Raw genomic sequence first — 17,300 nt, forward strand, 5'->3', positions numbered from 1 at the left:
GGCGCCCTCCCTGGTGCGCGAGTCACCGGGTTCCAATGGGACGTCCCGCGGTCGACGTCTCCGTGAGGACGGACCCATGCGCATCCAACAGGTTGGGAGCTCCAAGCGCCTCCCCTTGGACGTCCCCCGGCAAGAAGTCCATTCATGAACCCAGAAACGAAGCCAGAACTGACAGCCGACGCGCTCGTCCGACTCGTCCACCGCTACTACCCGGCGGGGCTGCTCATTGACGATCTCGCGTACAAGGTGTCGAAGGAAATCCAACGGCTCAGGGAACTGCAGGACACTCATGTGCAGCCCTCGGCTACCTGGACGGCCTTCATCACACGACTCCGCCAGGAGTTCTCGGACTGCTCCCTCTGGGATACGACAGTCCCCTATCTGGACCCCTGCTACAGCATCCGTGTCTCCCTGCCCGGCTTCCAGGTAGGTGACCCCCTCTACGACTGCGTCGTCTGTCTGCTGAGCCAGTTCGTCCCGGTATACGCCCTCTACGCCTCCCATACAGACAAGAACGACCCCAGCGAGGAGGGCTACTGGCTGCGCTTTCCGCCGTTTCCCCCCAAGTTCCAGTCCCACGAGGCCAGACTCGCCGCGCTCATCGAGTCCACCTTTGGCTTCACCCGCCTGTCCAACGATGTCCTGCACACCCCCGTGCTGGACCTCGTGCCGAAGTCTTCCAACTTCGTGCTCGGCGAGGCGAAACTCATCGACTGCCTCTTCACACCCCACCGCTGGTGAGTCTCCCGGGTGTGCAAAGCCCCACCGGAACGTCCTGGAATGTAAAGCGCCTTGGCAAGCCCCCCGGCCTCTGAAAAGTCTCCTCGGGCAACCCCCCGGGTCGTTCCCTCCCGCCCCACTCCGGCCGTAACCTTCCTCCCACCTTCGCGCCAGGGCCGGTCCCCGAGCCGTCAGCGGGCAGCCCGGGCCTTTCCACCGCGAAGCGAGGAGATTTCTTCCATGTCTGATGACACGCGTGGGCGCAAGGCGCCCGCCAGCGGCTTGCCCGTGCTCTTCTCCCAGGGCGGTACCGACTATCTGCGCCTCCAGAAACTGGAAGAGGGGCCGTTCGGAGAAAAGCTCTACCTGTGCCGGCCGCGCACCGGACAGATGTACGGCGCGCTGGTGGAGGTCGCCGTGCTCGACCGCCAGGGGCGCCGCATCGGCCACGCCCGGATGATAGAGGCGGCGCGGTTGGGCGCCCTGTTGTCCCACCCGGCCATTCCCCGCGTCCACGGCCAGTACAAACACCGCGGCACGCGTTACCTCGTCACGGAATACGTGTCTGGCATCAGCATGAACATGGCCTGCTCCTCCGCCTGCGTGCGCGACCGGCCCTTGTCCGAGTCCTTCATCCTCTACGTGGCCTCTCGGGTGGCGGGCGTGCTGTCCTACGTGCACGGACTCACGGATGCGGAGGGGCGGCAATTGCGCATCATCCACCGCAACGTCAACCCCTACACCCTCCTCATGAGGGACGACGGCGAGGTGATGCTGGCCCACTTCACCGCGGCCTTCTCGCGGCTGCCCGGGCGCGAGCCGACCACCACCTGGAAGGTGCGCGGGGAGCTCGACTTCGCCGCCCCGGAGCGCCTGTGCCGCGCGGTGGATGCCCCGGTGGATGAGCGCTCGGACCAGTTCTCCCTCGGCCTCGTCATGCTGGAGCTGGCCACGGGGGAACACCTCTACCACACGGAGGAGGTGGAGCGGGCCGCCGCGCACCTGCCCCCGCCCCCCGCTGGAGCCCCGGAGTGCGAGGAGTGGCGAGCCGAGTCGGACAGCTGGACCTCCGTGGAGGAGATGGCCCGGCGTGCCGCGGCCTTCCGTCCCGAGCACGTCTCACACCTGACCCGAGCGGTGTCCGGGCCCTTGCGCTCCATCCTCCACAAGCTCCTCAACCGCCACCCCTCGCAGCGCTACCCCACCGCCGCCGCGCTGAAGGCCGACCTGGACGCCTGCCTCGCGGCGAGCCATCCCACCTACGGTGCGCGGGAAGCCCTCGCGGAGTTGCTGGAGGCGAGGGCCGAGGCGGAGCGCATCGACTCGGAGCTCTTCGCCTCGGACGAAGCCGTGCGGACGGCGGGGGAAGCGCACGCCCTGGCGGAGCACGGGTCGGCCGGCGCCTAGGGCAGGTCAGCCCACGGAGCGCACGAGCTTGGGCTGGAGACCGTCCAGGAGCGCCTCCACGAGCCGCTCCACGTCATCGACGGGCACCCCCTGGATGGTGAGCAGCGTCCTGCCTGCCTGAACGCTCGTCTTGAGTTGCACGCGCGCGCCCTGGGCGAAGTGCCGCGAGAAGCTCTCGCGCATGAAGTCCACGCGGGCCACGTCCGGCGGAGGCATGGACGGCCTCGAAGGACTGCGCTTGTGCTTCACCGCGCTGAGCATCTCCTCCAGGTTGCACTCGGCGAAGGGCTTGGACACCACGGTGCCCCCCTCCTGGGGGACGTCGATGGGCACGGCCCCCACGTCACCGGCCGCGAGCGCGAAGTCCGCCGCCTTGGCGTATCCACGTGCGTGGAAGTGAACCGGAGCGCCCGCGGTGCCCCTCACATGCCTGGCGGAGGTGGCGTGTCAGGACATCACGCGCGCGCCGTCTCTCTTCCCGGAGCGATTCGAGGGACACCCCGGACGCTCCCGATGAGGCCCGTTCCGCCCGGGGCGGCGGCGGTCTGCAAAACCGTTGTTGCCGGGTTCGACTCCCGGACGGGCCTCCACCTCTTCATGAGCACGCCGCGCACGACGAAGCCCCGGCAGCCGAGCCGCCGGAGCCCCGCGATGCCGCCACGTCCCGTGGCTACTGCTGCGGCTGTTGCTGCTGCTGCACGTCCTGGCCGCTCAGGTCCTGGCTGCCGCCCGTGCCCTGCTGCAGGCCGCCCTGGCTCGTCACGTCCACGCGCAGCGCCGTCGGCTCACCGCCCACGTCCTGGTACGAGGCGCGCACCTGGCTGCCCTCGGCGATGTCCGCGCTGGAGTCCTGACGCCCATCCACCATCACCTGCGTCCGCGCGTTGAGCTGCAGGCGGATCTGCGGCTGCCCCGCTCCACCCGCGCTGCTCAGCAGCAGCTCATCCGGGCTCGCGCTCACCACCCGGCCCGTCACCAGCTGTTGAAGCCGCTGGCTCCCCTGCACCTGGGCGTTCTGCTGCTGGGTGCGCGCCCTCTGCTCCTGCTGCTGCGCGGACTGCTGCTGCGCCTGCGCCAGCTCCTGCTGCTGCTGACGCTGGGCCTCCAGCGCCTGCTGCTGGGACTGCTGGACCTCCGCCTGAGCCTGCGTCGCCTGATTGGCGGCCTGCTGCTGGGCCCGCTGGGCCTCCTGGAACTCCTGCTGCGCCTTGGCCTCCGCCTGCTGCAGATCCTGCCGCGCCTTCTCCACGTCCTGGCGCGCGTCGGCCCCCTGCTTCTGCTCGTCCGAGGCCCGCTCCTGCGCATCCTGGGCCTGATCCGGAGTCCCCTCGGGGGGTGCTGCCCTGGCCGCCTGCCCTCCGGACGTGGGTACCGGGCGCGGCAACACCGGGCGTGAACCCAGACAGCTGGGGTGCGAAAATTTCCGCGTCACCGGAAAGTCTGCCCTAGCATACACGGTTTTCCGTTGGATTAGCGACGTTGACGGTAGGCCCTCTTCCCACACACGATTCGCGGCCAACGGCAGCCCATACAGGGGGGCCGCTCCATCCGCAGCAACGTTGAGGTGAAGAGCGAATGACGCTGAAACAAGCGTTGATTTCGGGGTGCGCACTCGCACTCCTTTCCGTGGAAGCCAAGGCTCAGGAGCAGGGCGCTGCCGCCCCGCAGCCCGAGGCTCCGCAGCCGGCCGCCACCGTGGCTCCGGCCGCCACTCCGGCCAACATGCGCAAGATCTCCGGCAAGGTGCTGGACGCGCTGACGAACGATGGCCTGCCGCTCACGCGCGTCATCATCAAGGGCACCACCAAGGGCGTGGAGACGGAGCTGGACGGCTCCTTCAGCCTGGACATCCCCAAGGGGCCGGTCACGCTGCTCTTCTCCAGCCAGGACCACAAGGATCGCGAGGTCGTCGTCGGCGCCAACCGTGACACCGTGACGGTGTCGCTGGACGCCACCTTCGTCGAGGAGATGGTGGTGGTGGGCCGCGCCAGCGAGCTGGCCCGCAAGCACCTGGCCAACTCGGTGGCCTCGGTGAACAACGAGGACCTCAACCGCGCTCCCGCCTCCACGGTGGATCAGGCCCTCCAGGGCAAGGTGGCCGGCGCCAACATCCAGAGCAACTCGGGCGCTCCGGGCGGCGGCATGCAGCTGAGGCTGCGCGGCGTGTCCACCGTCAACGGCTCCAGCGCGGTGCTCTACGTGGTGGACGGCGTCCTCATCAGCGACGTGGCCATCGCCTCGGGCGTCTACCAGCTGACCGAGTCGGTGCGGGGCTCCAACCCCTCGGCCACCCAGGACAACCAGGTCAACCGCATCGCGGACCTCAACCCCAACGACATCGAGAGCATCGAGGTCCTCAAGGGCGCGTCCGCCGCGGCCATCTACGGCTCCAAGGCCAGCAACGGCGTGGTCATCATCACCACCAAGAAGGGCAAGGCCGGCGCGCCCCGGGTGGACGTCACCCAGCGCGTGGGCATGTACGCGCTCTCCAACACGCTCGGCTCGCGCCCCTTCACCTCGCGCGAGGACGTGGTGGCGCGCTACGGCGAGTCCGTGGCGGCCCAGTACTGGACGGGGAAGACCTTCAACCAGGAGGCCCTGCTCGCCGGCCGCCGGGACATCTCCTACGAGACGCTCGCCAGCGTGAGCGGCACCTCGGGAGACACCCGCTACTTCGCCTCCGCGCAGGTGAGGGATGACAAGGGCATCATCCAGAACACCGGCTACCAGAAGCAGTCCTTCCGCCTCAACCTCGGGCAGAAGCTGGGCAGCGACCTCGAGGTGAACGCCAGCGCCAACCTCGTCCACACCCTGGGCAACCGCGGCCTCACCAACAACGACAACACCAACATCACCTACTACATGGCGCTGGCGTCCACGCCCAGCTTCGTGGACCTGAACGCCAACAGCGCCGGCGTCTTCCCGGCCAACCCCTTCGTCTCCAGCAAGGCCAACCCGCTGCAGACGGCCGCCCTCATGACGAACGATGAGGACGTGTGGCGCCTGCTCGGCTCGGCCGACGCGGTGTGGAACGCCTACAAGAGCGAGACGCAGAGCTTCAAGGTGCTCGCCAACCTCGGCGTGGACCGCTTCCAGCAGCAGAACAAGATCTTCTCGCCCAGCACGCTCGCCTTCGAGCTCCCGCTGGACGGCCTGCCCGGCACCTCGCTGCTCGGCAGCAGCGAGGTCCTCAACATCAACACCGGCGTCAACCTGGTGCACAACTACAAGCCCGCCGGCGGCGCCGTGAACGCCACCACCTCGGCCGGCTTCCAGTACGAGCAGAGCGGCGTGGACTCGCTCTACGTGCGCAGCAGCGGGCAGATCGCCGACCAGCAGAACGTGAGCTCCGGCACGCAGCTGAGCGTGCGCCAGAACCGGCAGCTCGTGCGCGACCGCGGCTTCTACCTCCAGGAGGAGATGCTGCTGCTCAACGAGCACCTCACCCTGGTGGGCGCCGTGCGCGGCGAGCAGAGCAGTGCCAACGGCGACCCCAACCAGCTCTTCTTCTTCCCCAAGCTGGCCACCGCCTACCGCTTCGAGCCCTTCCACCCGGCCATCAACGAGTTCAAGGTGCGCCTGGCGTACGGTGAGACGGGCAACCGCCCCACCTACGGCCAGAATTACCGCTCGCTGTCCTCCATCAACAACATCGAGGGCCTGCCGGCCATCCTCGGCACCGGCGTGGCCGGCTCGCCGGACATCCGCCCCGAGCGCCAGCGCGAGTTCGAGCTCGGCCTGGACACGATGCTCTTCAACGGCAACGCCGTGGTGGAGCTGACCCTCTACCAGCGCAACATCTACGACTTGCTGCTGCCGCGCACCATCCCCGGCTCCACGGGCTTCACCACCGAGTACGCCAACGGCGGCGAGATGTTCAACCGCGGTGTGGAGGCCATGCTCCAGGTCACCCCGGTGCGCACCACGGACTGGGAGTGGACGTCCAACACCACCTTCACCCTCAACCGCAGCCAGGTCACCTCGCTGCCCGAGGGGGACGTGCCCATCCCCGTCTTCGGCACCAGCCTGGGCGAGTTCCGCCTCCAGGAGGGCGCCAGCGCCACGCAGATCGTCGGCGACGTGGTGGAGAACGGCAAGTCGGTGCTCAAGAAGATTGGCGACACGGAGCCGGCCTTCCGCATGGGCTTCACCAACACGGTGAAGTACCGCGACTTCAGCCTGTCCTTCCTGCTCGACTGGCAGCAGGGCAGCGACGTCATCAACCTCACCCGCTTCCTGTACGACGCCAACAAGAACTCGGTGGACTACGTGGCGCGCGGCGCCCAGCGCCAGAAGGACTGGCTGACCAACGCCGCCGTGTACGTGGAGGACGCCTCGTTCCTCAAGCTGCGCGAGGTGACGTTCAGCTACAACCTGCCCCAGTCCCTGCTGGCCAAGGCGCCCGTGGTGAAGTCCGCCCGCTTCAACATCAGCGGCCGCAACCTGCTCGTCTTCACCAACTACTCCGGGCTGGATCCCGAGGTGAGCAACTTCGGCAACCACCCCATCGCCCGTAACGTCGACGTGGCCCCCTTCCCGCCCAGCCGCAGCTTCTGGACGTCGCTCGATGTGGGGTTCTAGGACCATGAGGATTCGCGACATGAAGAACATGAAGAAGGTGGTCCTGGCGCTGTGCGCCACGGTGGGGCTTGGCGGGTGCGGAGACCTGACGGTCCCGGACCTCAACAACCCGAGCCTCGAGTCGTTCCAGGAGACCCCGACGCGCACCGCCGTCATCAACGCGTCCACCGGTCTGCTCATCGGCACGCGCGCCGGCATGACGAACCAGAACGGCTACGTGGCCCTCATGGGCGTGCTCGGCCGCGAGGGCATCGTGCTGGACTCGGCGGACCCCCGCTACGTCAACGAGATGCTGCAGGCCGCCTCGCTCAACGGCGGCAGCCCGGCCTTCGGCGGCAACTTCTGGAACAACCCCTACGCCAACATCCGCAACGCCAACACCCTCCTCAACGCCCTGGAGAAGGTGGACGGCGTCACGGAGGCCGAGAAGAAGGCCATCCGCGGCTTCGCCAAGACGATCCAGGCGCTGGACTTCCTGGTCATCATCAACACCCGCGACACCAACGGCGCGCCCATCGACGTGAACCGCCCGTTCGGCAGCGATCCGGCGCCCATCGCGACCAAGGAGCAGGTGTTCGAGCACATCGCGAAGCTGCTCGACGAGGCCAAGGCGGACCTGGAGGGCGGTGGCACCGCGTTCCCCTTCCCGCTGAGCAGCGGGTTCAAGGACTTCGACCCGCGCACGGACGGCAAGGTGATCGACATCACCGTGCCCAACTTCATCAAGGTCAACCGCGCCATCAAGGCCCGGGTGGACGTGTACCGCGAGCGCTGGGAAGAGGCGCTGGTGGACCTGGGCGAGTCGTTCATCACCACCGCCCCTGGCAAGCTCGACCTGGGCGTCTACCACGCCTACAGCACCGGCTCCGGTGACGTGAAGAACACGCTCAACGGCCCCAACATCTTCGCCAACCCCATCCTCCTGCTGGATGCGCAGCGCAAGGCGGACGACACGCTGGATGAGCGCGTGGCGCGCAAGGTGAAGGACGCGGAGAACCCCGGCGAGCTGCCCGGAGTCATCGAGAAGTTCTCGAAGGGCTTCGCGGCGTACGAGTCGGACAACGCCCCCATCCCCATCATCCGCAACGAGGAGCTCCTCCTCCTGCGCGCCGAGGCCAACATCCGGCTGGCTCGGTACCCGGAGGCCAAGACCGACCTCGACGTCATCCGGACCGCCTCCGGTGGCCTGGAGCCGCTCCCCGAGACGCTGGAGGGCGAGCAGGCCATCAACGAGCTGCTCTATCAGCGCCGCTTCTCGCTCCTCTTCGAGGGCGGGCACCGGTGGATCGACATGCGCCGCTACGGGAAGCTGGAGGAGCTCAAGCGCGAGGACCCCGTGGGCATGTCCTTCAACGTCCACTCGAGCTTCCCCCTCCCCACCACGGAGCTGGTCGGCCGCAACTAGTCCTCATTCACCGAGGGAATGAGCGGGCGGGCATCCATGGGATGTCCGCCCGCTTCGTTTTAGAGTGGGCACCCCCCCTATGAGTGCCCCCATGAGCAGCCCCATCCTCGGCATCGACTTCGGCACGACCAACACGGCGGCGGCGTTCTTCGACCGCCAGGGGAAGCTGAAGCTGGTACCGGTGTCGGACAAGAACTTCATCCTGCCCTCGGTCGCCTGGTACCACGCCGCGGACAAGGCCATCGTCGGCCCGGCCGCGCGCCGGCAGATCATCGACGACCCGCGCCACACCCTCTTCGGCAGCAAGCGCTTCCTCGGGCGGCGCTACCAGTCCGAGTACGTGCAGAAGCACCGCGAGCGCTTCGCCTTCAACCTCATCGAAGGCACGGACGGCTACTGCGCCGTGAAGGTGTACAACCGGGTGACGCCGCTCAACGAGGTGGCGCACTTCATCCTCCGGCACATCCTCACGCTGGCCAACCACGCCGCGGGAGAGCCCTTCTCCGAGTGCGTGCTCACCGTGCCCGCCCACGCGAGCATCCGCCAGCGCGAGGCGGTGCGCTTCGCGGCCGAGCGCGCGGGCCTGAAGGTGCGCGCCATCATCAACGAGCCCACCGCCGCGGCGCTCTACTACGCCAACCTGCGCAGCCCGGAACAGACGGTGATGGTGTTCGACCTGGGCGGCGGCACCTTCGACGCCACGCTCATGTCCGTGCGGAACCGGGTGGTGAAGGTGCTGGCCACCGGCGGAGACGCCTTCCTCGGCGGCGCCAACTTCGACGAGTGCATCGTCGAGCACCTGGCCGAGGAGTTCCACCGGCAGCACGGCGTGGACCTGCGCGGCAACAAGATCGTCATGCAGCGGCTCGTCTTCGCCGCCGAGTCCGTGAAGATTCAGCTCTCGCGGGCGGAGGTGGCGGAGTTGCGCGTGCCCTGCATCACGCAGGGGCCGGACGGCGGCTTCCTGGACTTCCACTTCCGCCTCACGCGCAAGCGGCTGGAGGAGATGACGTCCCGGCTCATCGAGCGCACCGTGTCCGCGTGTGACGAGGTGCTGGAGCGCGCGGGCCTGAAGCCCACCCAGGTGGACGAGCTGGTGCTGGTGGGCGGCCAGACGCGCATGCCCGCCATCCGCGAGCGCCTGTCGCACTTCCGCCGCTTCTCCTCGGAGAAGGACGTGCACCCGGAGCTGGGCGTGGCGGTGGGCGCCGCCATCCTCGGCCGCAACCTGTCCCGGCCCGGCGGCACCGGCCTCATGGACGTGGTGCCCATGCCCATCAGCGTCATGCTCCCCGGCGGCGCCACCCACGAGGTCATCCCCGCCAACACCCCCGTCCCCTGCCGCAAGTCCGTCTCCCTGGAGGCCCTGCCCCCCGGGCCTACCCCGCTGCCCGTGCTCGTCTTCGAGTCCCTGGACACCACCAGCGTGGACCGCGAGGTGCTCGGCACCCTCCAGGTGGGCCCCGAGTGGCGCCGCGGCGGCGCTCCCCGGCTCGAGCTGCACATGGGCCAGGACTTCGTCCTCCGCTCCTACCTCACCGCCGCCGATGGCAAACCCGTCCCCGCGCCCATCGTCGACGCGAGCCCTCAAATGAGAACGCCCCGGGCCGCGGCTTCTTGAGCCACGGCTCCGGGGCGGGAAATCCCTCACCCTGTCCCTCTCCCAGGGGGAGAGGGGGGGTGACACGCCGTCACTGCACCGCGAAGATCAGGTCGTCGCGGTCGTCGTACGAGCCCGTGGTGCACGTGCCCGCGGTGCCCTGGTAGCGGAAGTTCGCGCGGATGGCCTGGTTGGCGCCGGCGGGCAGCGTGTACGTGGCGGTGATGGTCCGCGCCCCGGAGCCGCTCGGCTTGTACGAGCCGATGAGCGTCCACGTCGGGCTGCTCGCGTTGGCCGTGTAGTACAGGTCCAGCGTGTCCGCCGTGCTGGAGTAGGCCCACACCGTGGCCGTCACCGTCACCTGCTTGCCGGCCGCAAGGTTCGTCCCGTCGTTGGTGGCCACCTTCAGGCGGTCATTGGACTCGTCCGAGTGGTAGGTGCCCGAGGCGCCGTCCGCGCAGGTACCGCCAAGGGTGTTGGGCTTGTTCACCTCGGGGCCCAGGCCGCCGCGGCCGTTGAGCAGCGTGCCCGAGTCGCAGCCCGCGCCCGACGCCGTGCACCGGGGCGCCTTGAGCGTCGCGTCGAACGTGGCCGTGTTGATGGTGCCACCGGGCGTGCCGCTGTCCACCGGCGGAGGCGTGTTGCCCGTCGTCGCGCCCTTGGCCAGCTCGCCCATGAAGGACACCGCCAGCTTGGCGAACTTCACCGAGTTGGCCGCCGTGCCCCCCATGTACGTCAGCGTGTCGCCCGAGGTGTGGATCTGCGGGTTGTCCGTGCTCATCGTCGCCTCGAAGGGCATCGTGGCCGGGTAGCCCGCGCTGTTCCACGAGGCGTGGTCCGAGCAGCCGTAGCCGCACGTGATGTTGGTCCAGGTCAGCCCCGGCTGGTACGTGGAGATGAGGCTGGTGGTGAAGCTGTTGAGCGTGGCGTTGGTGTTGTCCGTCACCATGCCGAAGTCGTAGCTGGAGCCCTTGTAGTTGGTCATGTCCAGCTGGAGCACGCCCACCACGTTCGTCCCGGCGTTCTTGAACGAGGTGGCGATGGCGTTGGAGCCGTACAGGCCCACCTCCTCGGCGGCGTAGGCCATGAACTTCACCGTGCGCGCCGGCTTGTAGCCATTGGCCACGGCCACCCGGAAGGCCTCGGTGAGCGAGGCCACGCCCGAGGCGTCGTCATCCGCGCCCGGCGCCGCGGCGGTGGAGCCACTCTGGTTGATGGAGTCCAGGTGCCCGCCAATCACCACCACCTCGTTGGGGTGCGTGGTGCCGGTGATGGTGGCGATGACGGACTGCTGCAGCCAGGTGTGCGCGAAGAACGCCACCGAGATGTCCGTGCGCGAGCCGGCGATGGTGGTCCACTGGCTCTTGAGCCACGTGGCCGCGTCCGCGCCCGACTGCACGTTGTAGCGGCGCGTGGTCCAGTTGGTGGACAGCGAGTTGATGGTGTTGCGGATGTTGAGCTCCTGCACCCCGCTCAGCATCGCGTTGACGGACGGGGCGTTGTTGAGGTTGTAGCTCACCAGCGACGCCAGGGACTGCGGCGCGGTGGAGCCCTCCACGGCCGCCAGCGCCTGCTCCTCGGTGTCATGGGCGATGAAGCCCGCGCACCGGTTGAGCTTGTCGTGCATGGCCGCGGCCAGCGTCTCCAACTGCGACTCGCGCACGCGCAGCACCGCCACTCCGCCCTTCTCCAGCGCCGGCGCGGGCAGGGCCAGGCCCTTCTGCTGGAACGAGGCGCGCGCGGGCTCCAGCGCGTCCGTCCCGATGGTGATCCACACCTCCTTCTCCTTCGGGGCGGCCTCCGCGAAGGCGGGGGCGGCACACGCGAGCAACGCGACGACCGTTCCAAACTTCCTGATTGCCATACGCTTCTCCTGGCGCTGGTGCTTCCTCTGGGGGATTCCGAGAACCGTACCTTCCCGGTTCGCGAGAAAGGCAGACTTATCCGCCAACACGCGAACTTATTGTACCCCGGGCGTATCTGGAAATAACTTGGAGTGTCGGGTCGAAAACGGGCCTGGGAAGAGATGCCGCCCTGCGGCAATGCTTTCGGGCTCAACGAATCCGGCCCCGCGGCGGGAGTGAACAGCGGGCCGTTGGCGGTTTTCATTCGTGAGGGTTTCCAAGGATGCAGCCAGGAGAGGCACTCTTCGTCCACCCGGGACTGAAGGTCAGACCATGCGAGTGGGGCTATGGCGTCTTCACGGACGTGGCCATTCCCGAGGGGACCATCCTGGAGGAGTGCCACTACCTCAAGGTGCCCTTCCGCTCCGTGCGCAACTCGACCCTGTCCGACTACGTCTTCAACATCGAGTGGGGCCCGCACGAGGAGGACCGCGGCGGCGAGTGGGTGGCGATCGTCATGGGCTCGGGGATGATCTTCAACCACTCGCAGGACCCCAACGTGTCGTACTACCGGGGCTTCCAGAAGGGCCACTCGCCCAAGGACGTCTTCACCTTCTACGCCCTGCGCGACATCGAGCCCGGCGAGCAGCTGTGCATCAGCTACGGGGAGAACTGGTGGAAGACGCGCGGCCAGGACATGCCCTGAGCCGAGGCCCCGCGCCTCGGGGAGCGCGGCTTGTCGCTCCGTCGGGGCCCGTGACATAAACCCCGGCATGCGCATTGGTCGTCTTGGACTCCTGGGTCTGGCCACGCTGGTGGCCGCATGCGAAGAGAAGCCCCCCGCGGCGTACCGCGTGGGCGGAACGGTCTCCGGCCTCTCCGGTGGCGAGCTCCTCCTCCAGCTCAACGGACAGCAGAGCGTCACCCGGAGCGAGAACGGGCCGTTCTCGTTCGGGACGCCGCTGAAGGAGGGGAGCGACTACGTGGTGACGGTGGCCAGCGCGCCCGTGGAGCAGGAGTGCGCCGTGGAGGGCGGCACGGGCAGGGTGGCCGGCGCGGACGTGAGCTCCATCCAGGTGCGCTGCGGGACGAGGACGTACACGCTCGGGGGCACCGTGGAGGGCCTGCGCGGGACGCTCGGGCTGAGCCTCGGAGGCGAGACGCTCCAGGTGACCGCGACTGGGGCCTTCACCTTCACGACGAAGCTGCCGCGCGGCGGCGCGTACACGGTGGGCGTGGCCACGCAGCCCGCGGGCCAGCGCTGCACCGTCTCGAACGCAACCGGCACGGTGGCCGGCGACGTGACGAACCTCTCGGTCCGCTGCGTCGACTGGTACACCCTGGACACCCACCAGGCCGCCAGCGTCGTCATCGGCCAGAAGGACTTCACCAGCGGCTTCCCCCACCAGGCGGACATCGCCGGGGCCAACACCCTGGATGGACCCTGGGGCAACCCGGTGCTCGCCAACGGGCGGCTCTACGTCTCCGACCAGAACTCCAGCCGGGTCCTCGGCTTCACCGGCGTGCCCGCGGCCAACGATGCCTCGGCGGCCTTCGTCCTCGGACAGCCGGACTTCACCCACACCGGGGAGAACCCCGGGCAGGGCGGCCTGCGCAGACCCACGGGCCTCTCCACGGATGGGACGCGGCTCGCGGTGGTGGACTCCCGCAACCACCGCGTCCTCCTCTACCCGTCGCTTCCCGCCAGCACCGGGGCCATGCCCACGGGAGTGCTCGGCCAGCAGGACTTCGCCGCCACCGGCAACGCGTGTGACGCCCGGTCGCTCTTCCTTCCGGAGGGCGCCTTCATCGGCCACGGCAAGGTGCTCGTGGCGGACAGCGCCAACAACCGCGTCCTCATCTGGAACAGCACGCCCACCACGAACGGAGCCCCGGCGGATCTCGTCCTCGGCCAGCGCTCGTTCACCACCTGTACCCCCAATGACAGCACGGGCGACGGCACCATGGACGCCACGTCCTCCGCGTCCACGCTCTTCAGCCCCACCGGGGTGTGGACGGATGGCATCCGCCTCGCCGTGGTGGATACCGCCAACAACCGCGTGCTCCTCTGGAACAGCTTCCCCACCGGGAACGGACAGGCCGCGGACCTGGTGCTGGGACAGCCCGGCTTCACCTCGCGCGACACGGCCACCACCGCCACGGGCCTGAGAATCCCCTCCTACATCGCCTCCACCGGCCTGCAGCTCTTCGTCGCCGACAGCCAGAACCACCGGGTGCTGGTGTGGAACCAGTTCCCCACCACCAGCGGGGTCGCGGCGGACGTCGTCCTCGGCCAGCCCAACCTCACCTCCGCCGACGCGCCCTCGCCCCCCACCGCCAACGGCTTCAGCCAGCCGGCCGGTATCCTCCTGGCGTGGCCCCAGGTGGTGGTGCCGGACGCCGGCAACAACCGCGTCCTCGTCTTCACCAGCCGCTGAGTCCGCCCGGGAGTCCTACCTCGCCCGTCTGCCCGGCCGCTCCCCTGCCGGGCAATCCCCACTTTCCGAGGAACCGTTGGTTCCTGGGGGTCACGGACTATCCGAATTCCATCCTCCATGTATGATTACGTACAATCACGGGGAGAAAAGGGGATGACGTTGGAAGCTCCCTGAGCCGGAGCTACTGGCGAAGTCTCCTTCGAAGCGCTCCCCGAGCGTGAATGCTTCGTAGGGGACGTCGCCGGATGAAAAAGAACGAAGCAGCTGCCGTGAGTTGGTCCTCCTCGCCCTCCGTGGTGGTGGATGAGGATCTGGACGAGCGGACACTGGCCGCTGACGTGGAGTCGCTCTTCGCTCCCGTGCCGCAGGCACAGCCCCACACCTGGGATGGACCCTCCAGCTCGGGCCACTCCAGCTCCGGGCACTCCAGCTCGGGCCAGTCGAACTCGGGCCTGTCGGGCTCGGGCTTCTCCGGCTCCAGCCCGTCGGGCTCCGGCTTCACGGGCCCCGGGGAGATGGAGGGCCATGGGCTCAAGCCCGGCACCCGCATCCAGCACTACGAGCTGATCCGCGAGCTGGGCAGCGGCGGCATGGGCACCGTCTTCCTGGCGCGTGACACGCGGCTGGGCCGGCGCGTGGCCATCAAGTTCCTGCACACGCAGGACGCGGACGTCACCAGGCGCTTCATCCTCGAGGCGCGCACCACGGCGCGCTGCAGCCACGAGAACATCGTCATCATCTACGAGGTCGGCGAGTCGCAGGCCGGCCCGTTCATGGTGCTCGAGTTCCTCGAGGGCCAGCCGCTGATGAAGGTGATGGGCAAGCAGCGCCTGCCCCCCTCGCGCGCGGTGGAGCTGATGGTGCCGGTGGTGCGCGCCCTGGCGTGCGCCCACGAGCAGGGCATCGTCCACCGGGACCTGAAGCCGGAGAACATCGTCGTGACGAACGCGGGCGCCATCAAGGTGCTCGACTTCGGTATCGCCAAGGTGCTCCAGGGAGACGAGCCCAATGAGGGCCTCATCGCCCAGGGCCACGGCAAGCCCCACCTGCCCTCGGCCGCGGAGCTGGGCGAGGACGTCTCCAACCTCACCCGCCGCGGCGCCATCATGGGCACCATGGCGTACATGGCCCCGGAGCAGTGGGGCATCGGCGTGCCCATCGACCACCGGGCGGACATCTGGGCCGTGGGCATCATGCTGTTCCGGATGATCGCCGGGAAGCACCCGTTGGACCCGCTGCGCGGCCCGCAGCTCATGGTCACCGGCATCCTCGACGAGCCGATGCCGCGCCTGCAGAGCGTGGTGCCGGACGTGCCGCCGGACCTGGCGGCCGTCATCGACCGGTGCCTGCTCAAGGTGAAGGATCAGCGCTTCCCGGACGCCCACACGCTGCTCAAGGCGCTGGAGCCCTTCCTCCCCGGGCGCTACAGCCGCGAGCTGCGCATCGACGAGAGCCCCTACGCGGGCCTCAGCTCCTTCCAGGAAGCCGACGCGGACCGCTTCTTCGGCCGCACGCGGGAGATCGCCGCGCTGGTCAACCGCATCAGTGACCGGCCGCTGCTGGCTGTAGTCGGCCCCTCGGGTACGGGCAAGTCCTCCTTCGTGCGCGCGGGCCTGGTGCCCGTGCTCAAGCGCTCCGGCACGGCCTGGGAGTCGCTCGTCATCCGCCCCGGCCGCAACCCGCTGGCGGCCCTGGCCAACATCGTGGCGCCGCTGGTGAGCTCCTCCACCACCGTGGAGGAGGACATCGCCGAGCAGCAGCGGCTCGTCGAGCGCCTGCAGGCGGAGCCCGGTTACGTGGGCAGCCTGCTGCGCAGCCGCGCCCGCCGCGAGCGCCGGAAGATTCTGCTCTTCATCGACCAGTTCGAGGAGCTCTACACGCTGGTGCCGGACGCGCGCGAGCGGCTGGCCTTCACCGCGTGCCTGTCGGGCATCGCGGACGACGCCACCTCGCCCATCCGCGTCATCCTCTCCATCCGCTCGGACTTCCTGGACCGGGTGCCCGAGGACGAGCAGTTCATGGGCGAGCTGAGCCAGGGGCTCTACTTCCTCACCGCGCCCAACCGCGACGGCCTGCGGGACGCCCTGGTGCAGCCGGCGGAGATGGCCGGCTACCAGTTCGAGAGCCCGGCGATGGTGGACAACATGCTGGAGCACCTGGACGCGAGCCAGGGCGCGCTGCCGCTGCTCCAGTTCGCGGCCACCCAGCTGTGGGAGTCGCGCGACACCAAGAACAAGCTGCTCACCGAGAGCGCCTACCAGTCCATCGGCGGCATCGCGGGCGCGCTCGCCACCCACGCCGACAGCGTGCTCGCGAGCATGTCCAACGCGGAGCGCACGCTGGTGCGCGCCGTCTTCCTGCGGCTCGTCACCCCCGAGCGCACGCGCGCCATCGTGTCGGTGGACGAGCTGCGCGAGCTGACGAAGGACTCGGGGGAGATGTCGCGGCTCATCGACCACCTGGTGCAGGCGCGTCTGCTGGTGGTGCAGACGGGAGGCGGGGCCACGGGCGCGACGGTGGAGCTCGTCCACGAGTCGCTGCTGCACAGCTGGCCCACGCTCAAGCGCTGGCTGGACGAGGGCCAGGAGGACGCGGGCTTCCTCGAGCAGCTGCGCAACGCGGCCCGGCAGTGGCAGGCGAAGAACTTCGACAACAACCTGCTGTGGCGCGGCGAGATGGTGGAGGAGGCGCTGCGCTTCCAGCGGCGCTTCCGCGGGGAGCTGCCGCAGTTGCAGCAGGACTACCTGACGTCCGTCTTCGCGCAGGCGAAGAAGGGCCGGCGCTTGAGGAAGGCGCTGCTCTTCGGCGGCACCACCTTCCTGGGCCTGCTGGTCATCGCGGCGGCGGTGGCGCTGGTGGTCATCAGCAACGCGCAGCGCGAGGCCCAGCGGCAGGCGGAGGTGGCCCTCAAGGCCGAGGCCGTGGCGCGCACCGCCGAGCAGACGGCGCGCAGTGCCGAGGTGGAGGCCAAGCAGCGTCTGGCCGAGGTGCAGGCCAAGGAGCTGGAGCGCCAGAAGGCGCAGCAGGCGGCGGAGGCGGCCAACGCGCAGGTGGCGCTCGCCAACCAGGAGCTGCTCAGCAAGAACGACGAGCTGCTGCTGGCGCTCAAGCGGGCGCAGGAGGCCCAGCTGCGCGCCAAGGGCGCCAAGCGGCGCGCCGAGTCCAGTGCGCGGGAGGCGCGCCAGGCCAAGGAAGAGGCCATCAAGGCGGCGCAGAGCCTCGCCAACCTGCTGCGCCGCGAGCAGGAGCGCGCCCAGCGCCTGCAGTCCCAGCTCGGCAGTCCGGTCATCGAGGTCCTGAAGTGA

The 17,300-nt window shown here is 68.9% G+C and carries 11 protein-coding genes and 1 tRNA gene; 9 read left to right on the plus strand and 3 right to left on the minus strand.

What is annotated here, in order from left to right:
* Positions 1 to 144: 144 nt before the first annotated feature.
* Complete coding sequence (locus tag AC16DP_RS24335) at positions 145 to 741, plus strand: hypothetical protein (RefSeq protein WP_329735177.1); 597 nt, start codon at positions 145 to 147, stop codon at positions 739 to 741.
* Between the two features lie 219 nt (positions 742 to 960).
* Positions 961 to 2,127 (plus strand): serine/threonine protein kinase, encoded by a 1,167-nt coding sequence (locus AC16DP_RS24340; protein WP_329735178.1) that lies wholly within the window; start codon positions 961 to 963, stop codon positions 2,125 to 2,127.
* Between the two features lie 6 nt (positions 2,128 to 2,133).
* On the opposite strand, the gene AC16DP_RS24345 is transcribed toward AC16DP_RS24340, so the two are convergent.
* Positions 2,134 to 2,553 (minus strand): hypothetical protein, encoded by a 420-nt coding sequence (locus tag AC16DP_RS24345; protein WP_329735179.1) that lies wholly within the window; start codon positions 2,551 to 2,553, stop codon positions 2,134 to 2,136.
* Positions 2,554 to 2,644: 91 nt separating this feature from the next.
* Here AC16DP_RS24345 and AC16DP_RS24350 point away from each other — a divergent pair.
* Positions 2,645 to 2,717 (plus strand) — tRNA-Cys (locus tag AC16DP_RS24350).
* Positions 2,718 to 2,797: 80 nt separating this feature from the next.
* Here the strand turns inward: AC16DP_RS24350 and AC16DP_RS24355 are convergent.
* Positions 2,798 to 3,511, minus strand: a complete 714-nt coding sequence (locus AC16DP_RS24355; protein ID WP_329735180.1) for a hypothetical protein — start codon at positions 3,509 to 3,511, stop codon at positions 2,798 to 2,800.
* 191 nt (positions 3,512 to 3,702) lie between these two features.
* Here AC16DP_RS24355 and AC16DP_RS24360 point away from each other — a divergent pair, with 191 nt between their 5' ends.
* From AC16DP_RS24360 to AC16DP_RS24370, 3 genes are all read left to right on the plus strand, one after another.
* The gene (locus tag AC16DP_RS24360; protein WP_329735181.1) at positions 3,703 to 6,708 is read left to right on the plus strand and encodes a SusC/RagA family TonB-linked outer membrane protein; all 3,006 of its coding nucleotides are present in this window, start codon (positions 3,703 to 3,705) and stop codon (positions 6,706 to 6,708) included.
* Positions 6,709 to 6,727: 19 nt separating this feature from the next.
* Positions 6,728 to 8,113 carry a RagB/SusD family nutrient uptake outer membrane protein gene (locus AC16DP_RS24365; RefSeq protein ID WP_329735182.1) on the plus strand — a complete coding sequence of 462 codons (1,386 nt, stop codon included), beginning with the start codon at positions 6,728 to 6,730 and terminating at the stop codon, positions 8,111 to 8,113.
* Positions 8,114 to 8,204: 91 nt separating this feature from the next.
* Positions 8,205 to 9,734, plus strand: a complete 1,530-nt coding sequence (locus AC16DP_RS24370) for an Hsp70 family protein (RefSeq protein WP_329735183.1) — start codon at positions 8,205 to 8,207, stop codon at positions 9,732 to 9,734.
* 70 nt (positions 9,735 to 9,804) lie between these two features.
* On the opposite strand, the gene AC16DP_RS24375 is transcribed toward AC16DP_RS24370, so the two are convergent.
* Complete coding sequence (locus AC16DP_RS24375) at positions 9,805 to 11,577, minus strand: M20/M25/M40 family metallo-hydrolase (RefSeq protein WP_329735184.1); 1,773 nt, start codon at positions 11,575 to 11,577, stop codon at positions 9,805 to 9,807.
* Between the two features lie 263 nt (positions 11,578 to 11,840).
* Between AC16DP_RS24375 and AC16DP_RS24380 the strand changes: the two genes are divergently transcribed.
* The 3 genes from AC16DP_RS24380 (at position 11,841) to AC16DP_RS24390 (ending at position 17,300) form a co-directional block, all read left to right on the plus strand.
* Positions 11,841 to 12,263, plus strand: coding sequence for an SET domain-containing protein-lysine N-methyltransferase (locus tag AC16DP_RS24380; protein WP_329735185.1), 423 nt, complete (start codon positions 11,841 to 11,843; stop codon positions 12,261 to 12,263).
* A 67-nt stretch (positions 12,264 to 12,330) separates the two neighbouring features.
* Positions 12,331 to 13,995 carry an NHL repeat-containing protein gene (locus AC16DP_RS24385; RefSeq protein WP_329735186.1) on the plus strand — a complete coding sequence of 555 codons (1,665 nt, stop codon included), beginning with the start codon at positions 12,331 to 12,333 and terminating at the stop codon, positions 13,993 to 13,995.
* A gap of 515 nt (positions 13,996 to 14,510) precedes the next feature.
* Positions 14,511 to 17,300: a serine/threonine-protein kinase gene (locus tag AC16DP_RS24390; RefSeq protein ID WP_483956865.1), complete on the plus strand. Its 2,790-nt coding sequence runs from the start codon at positions 14,511 to 14,513 to the stop codon at positions 17,298 to 17,300.

It is taken from the genome of Archangium sp., from assembly GCF_057119385.1.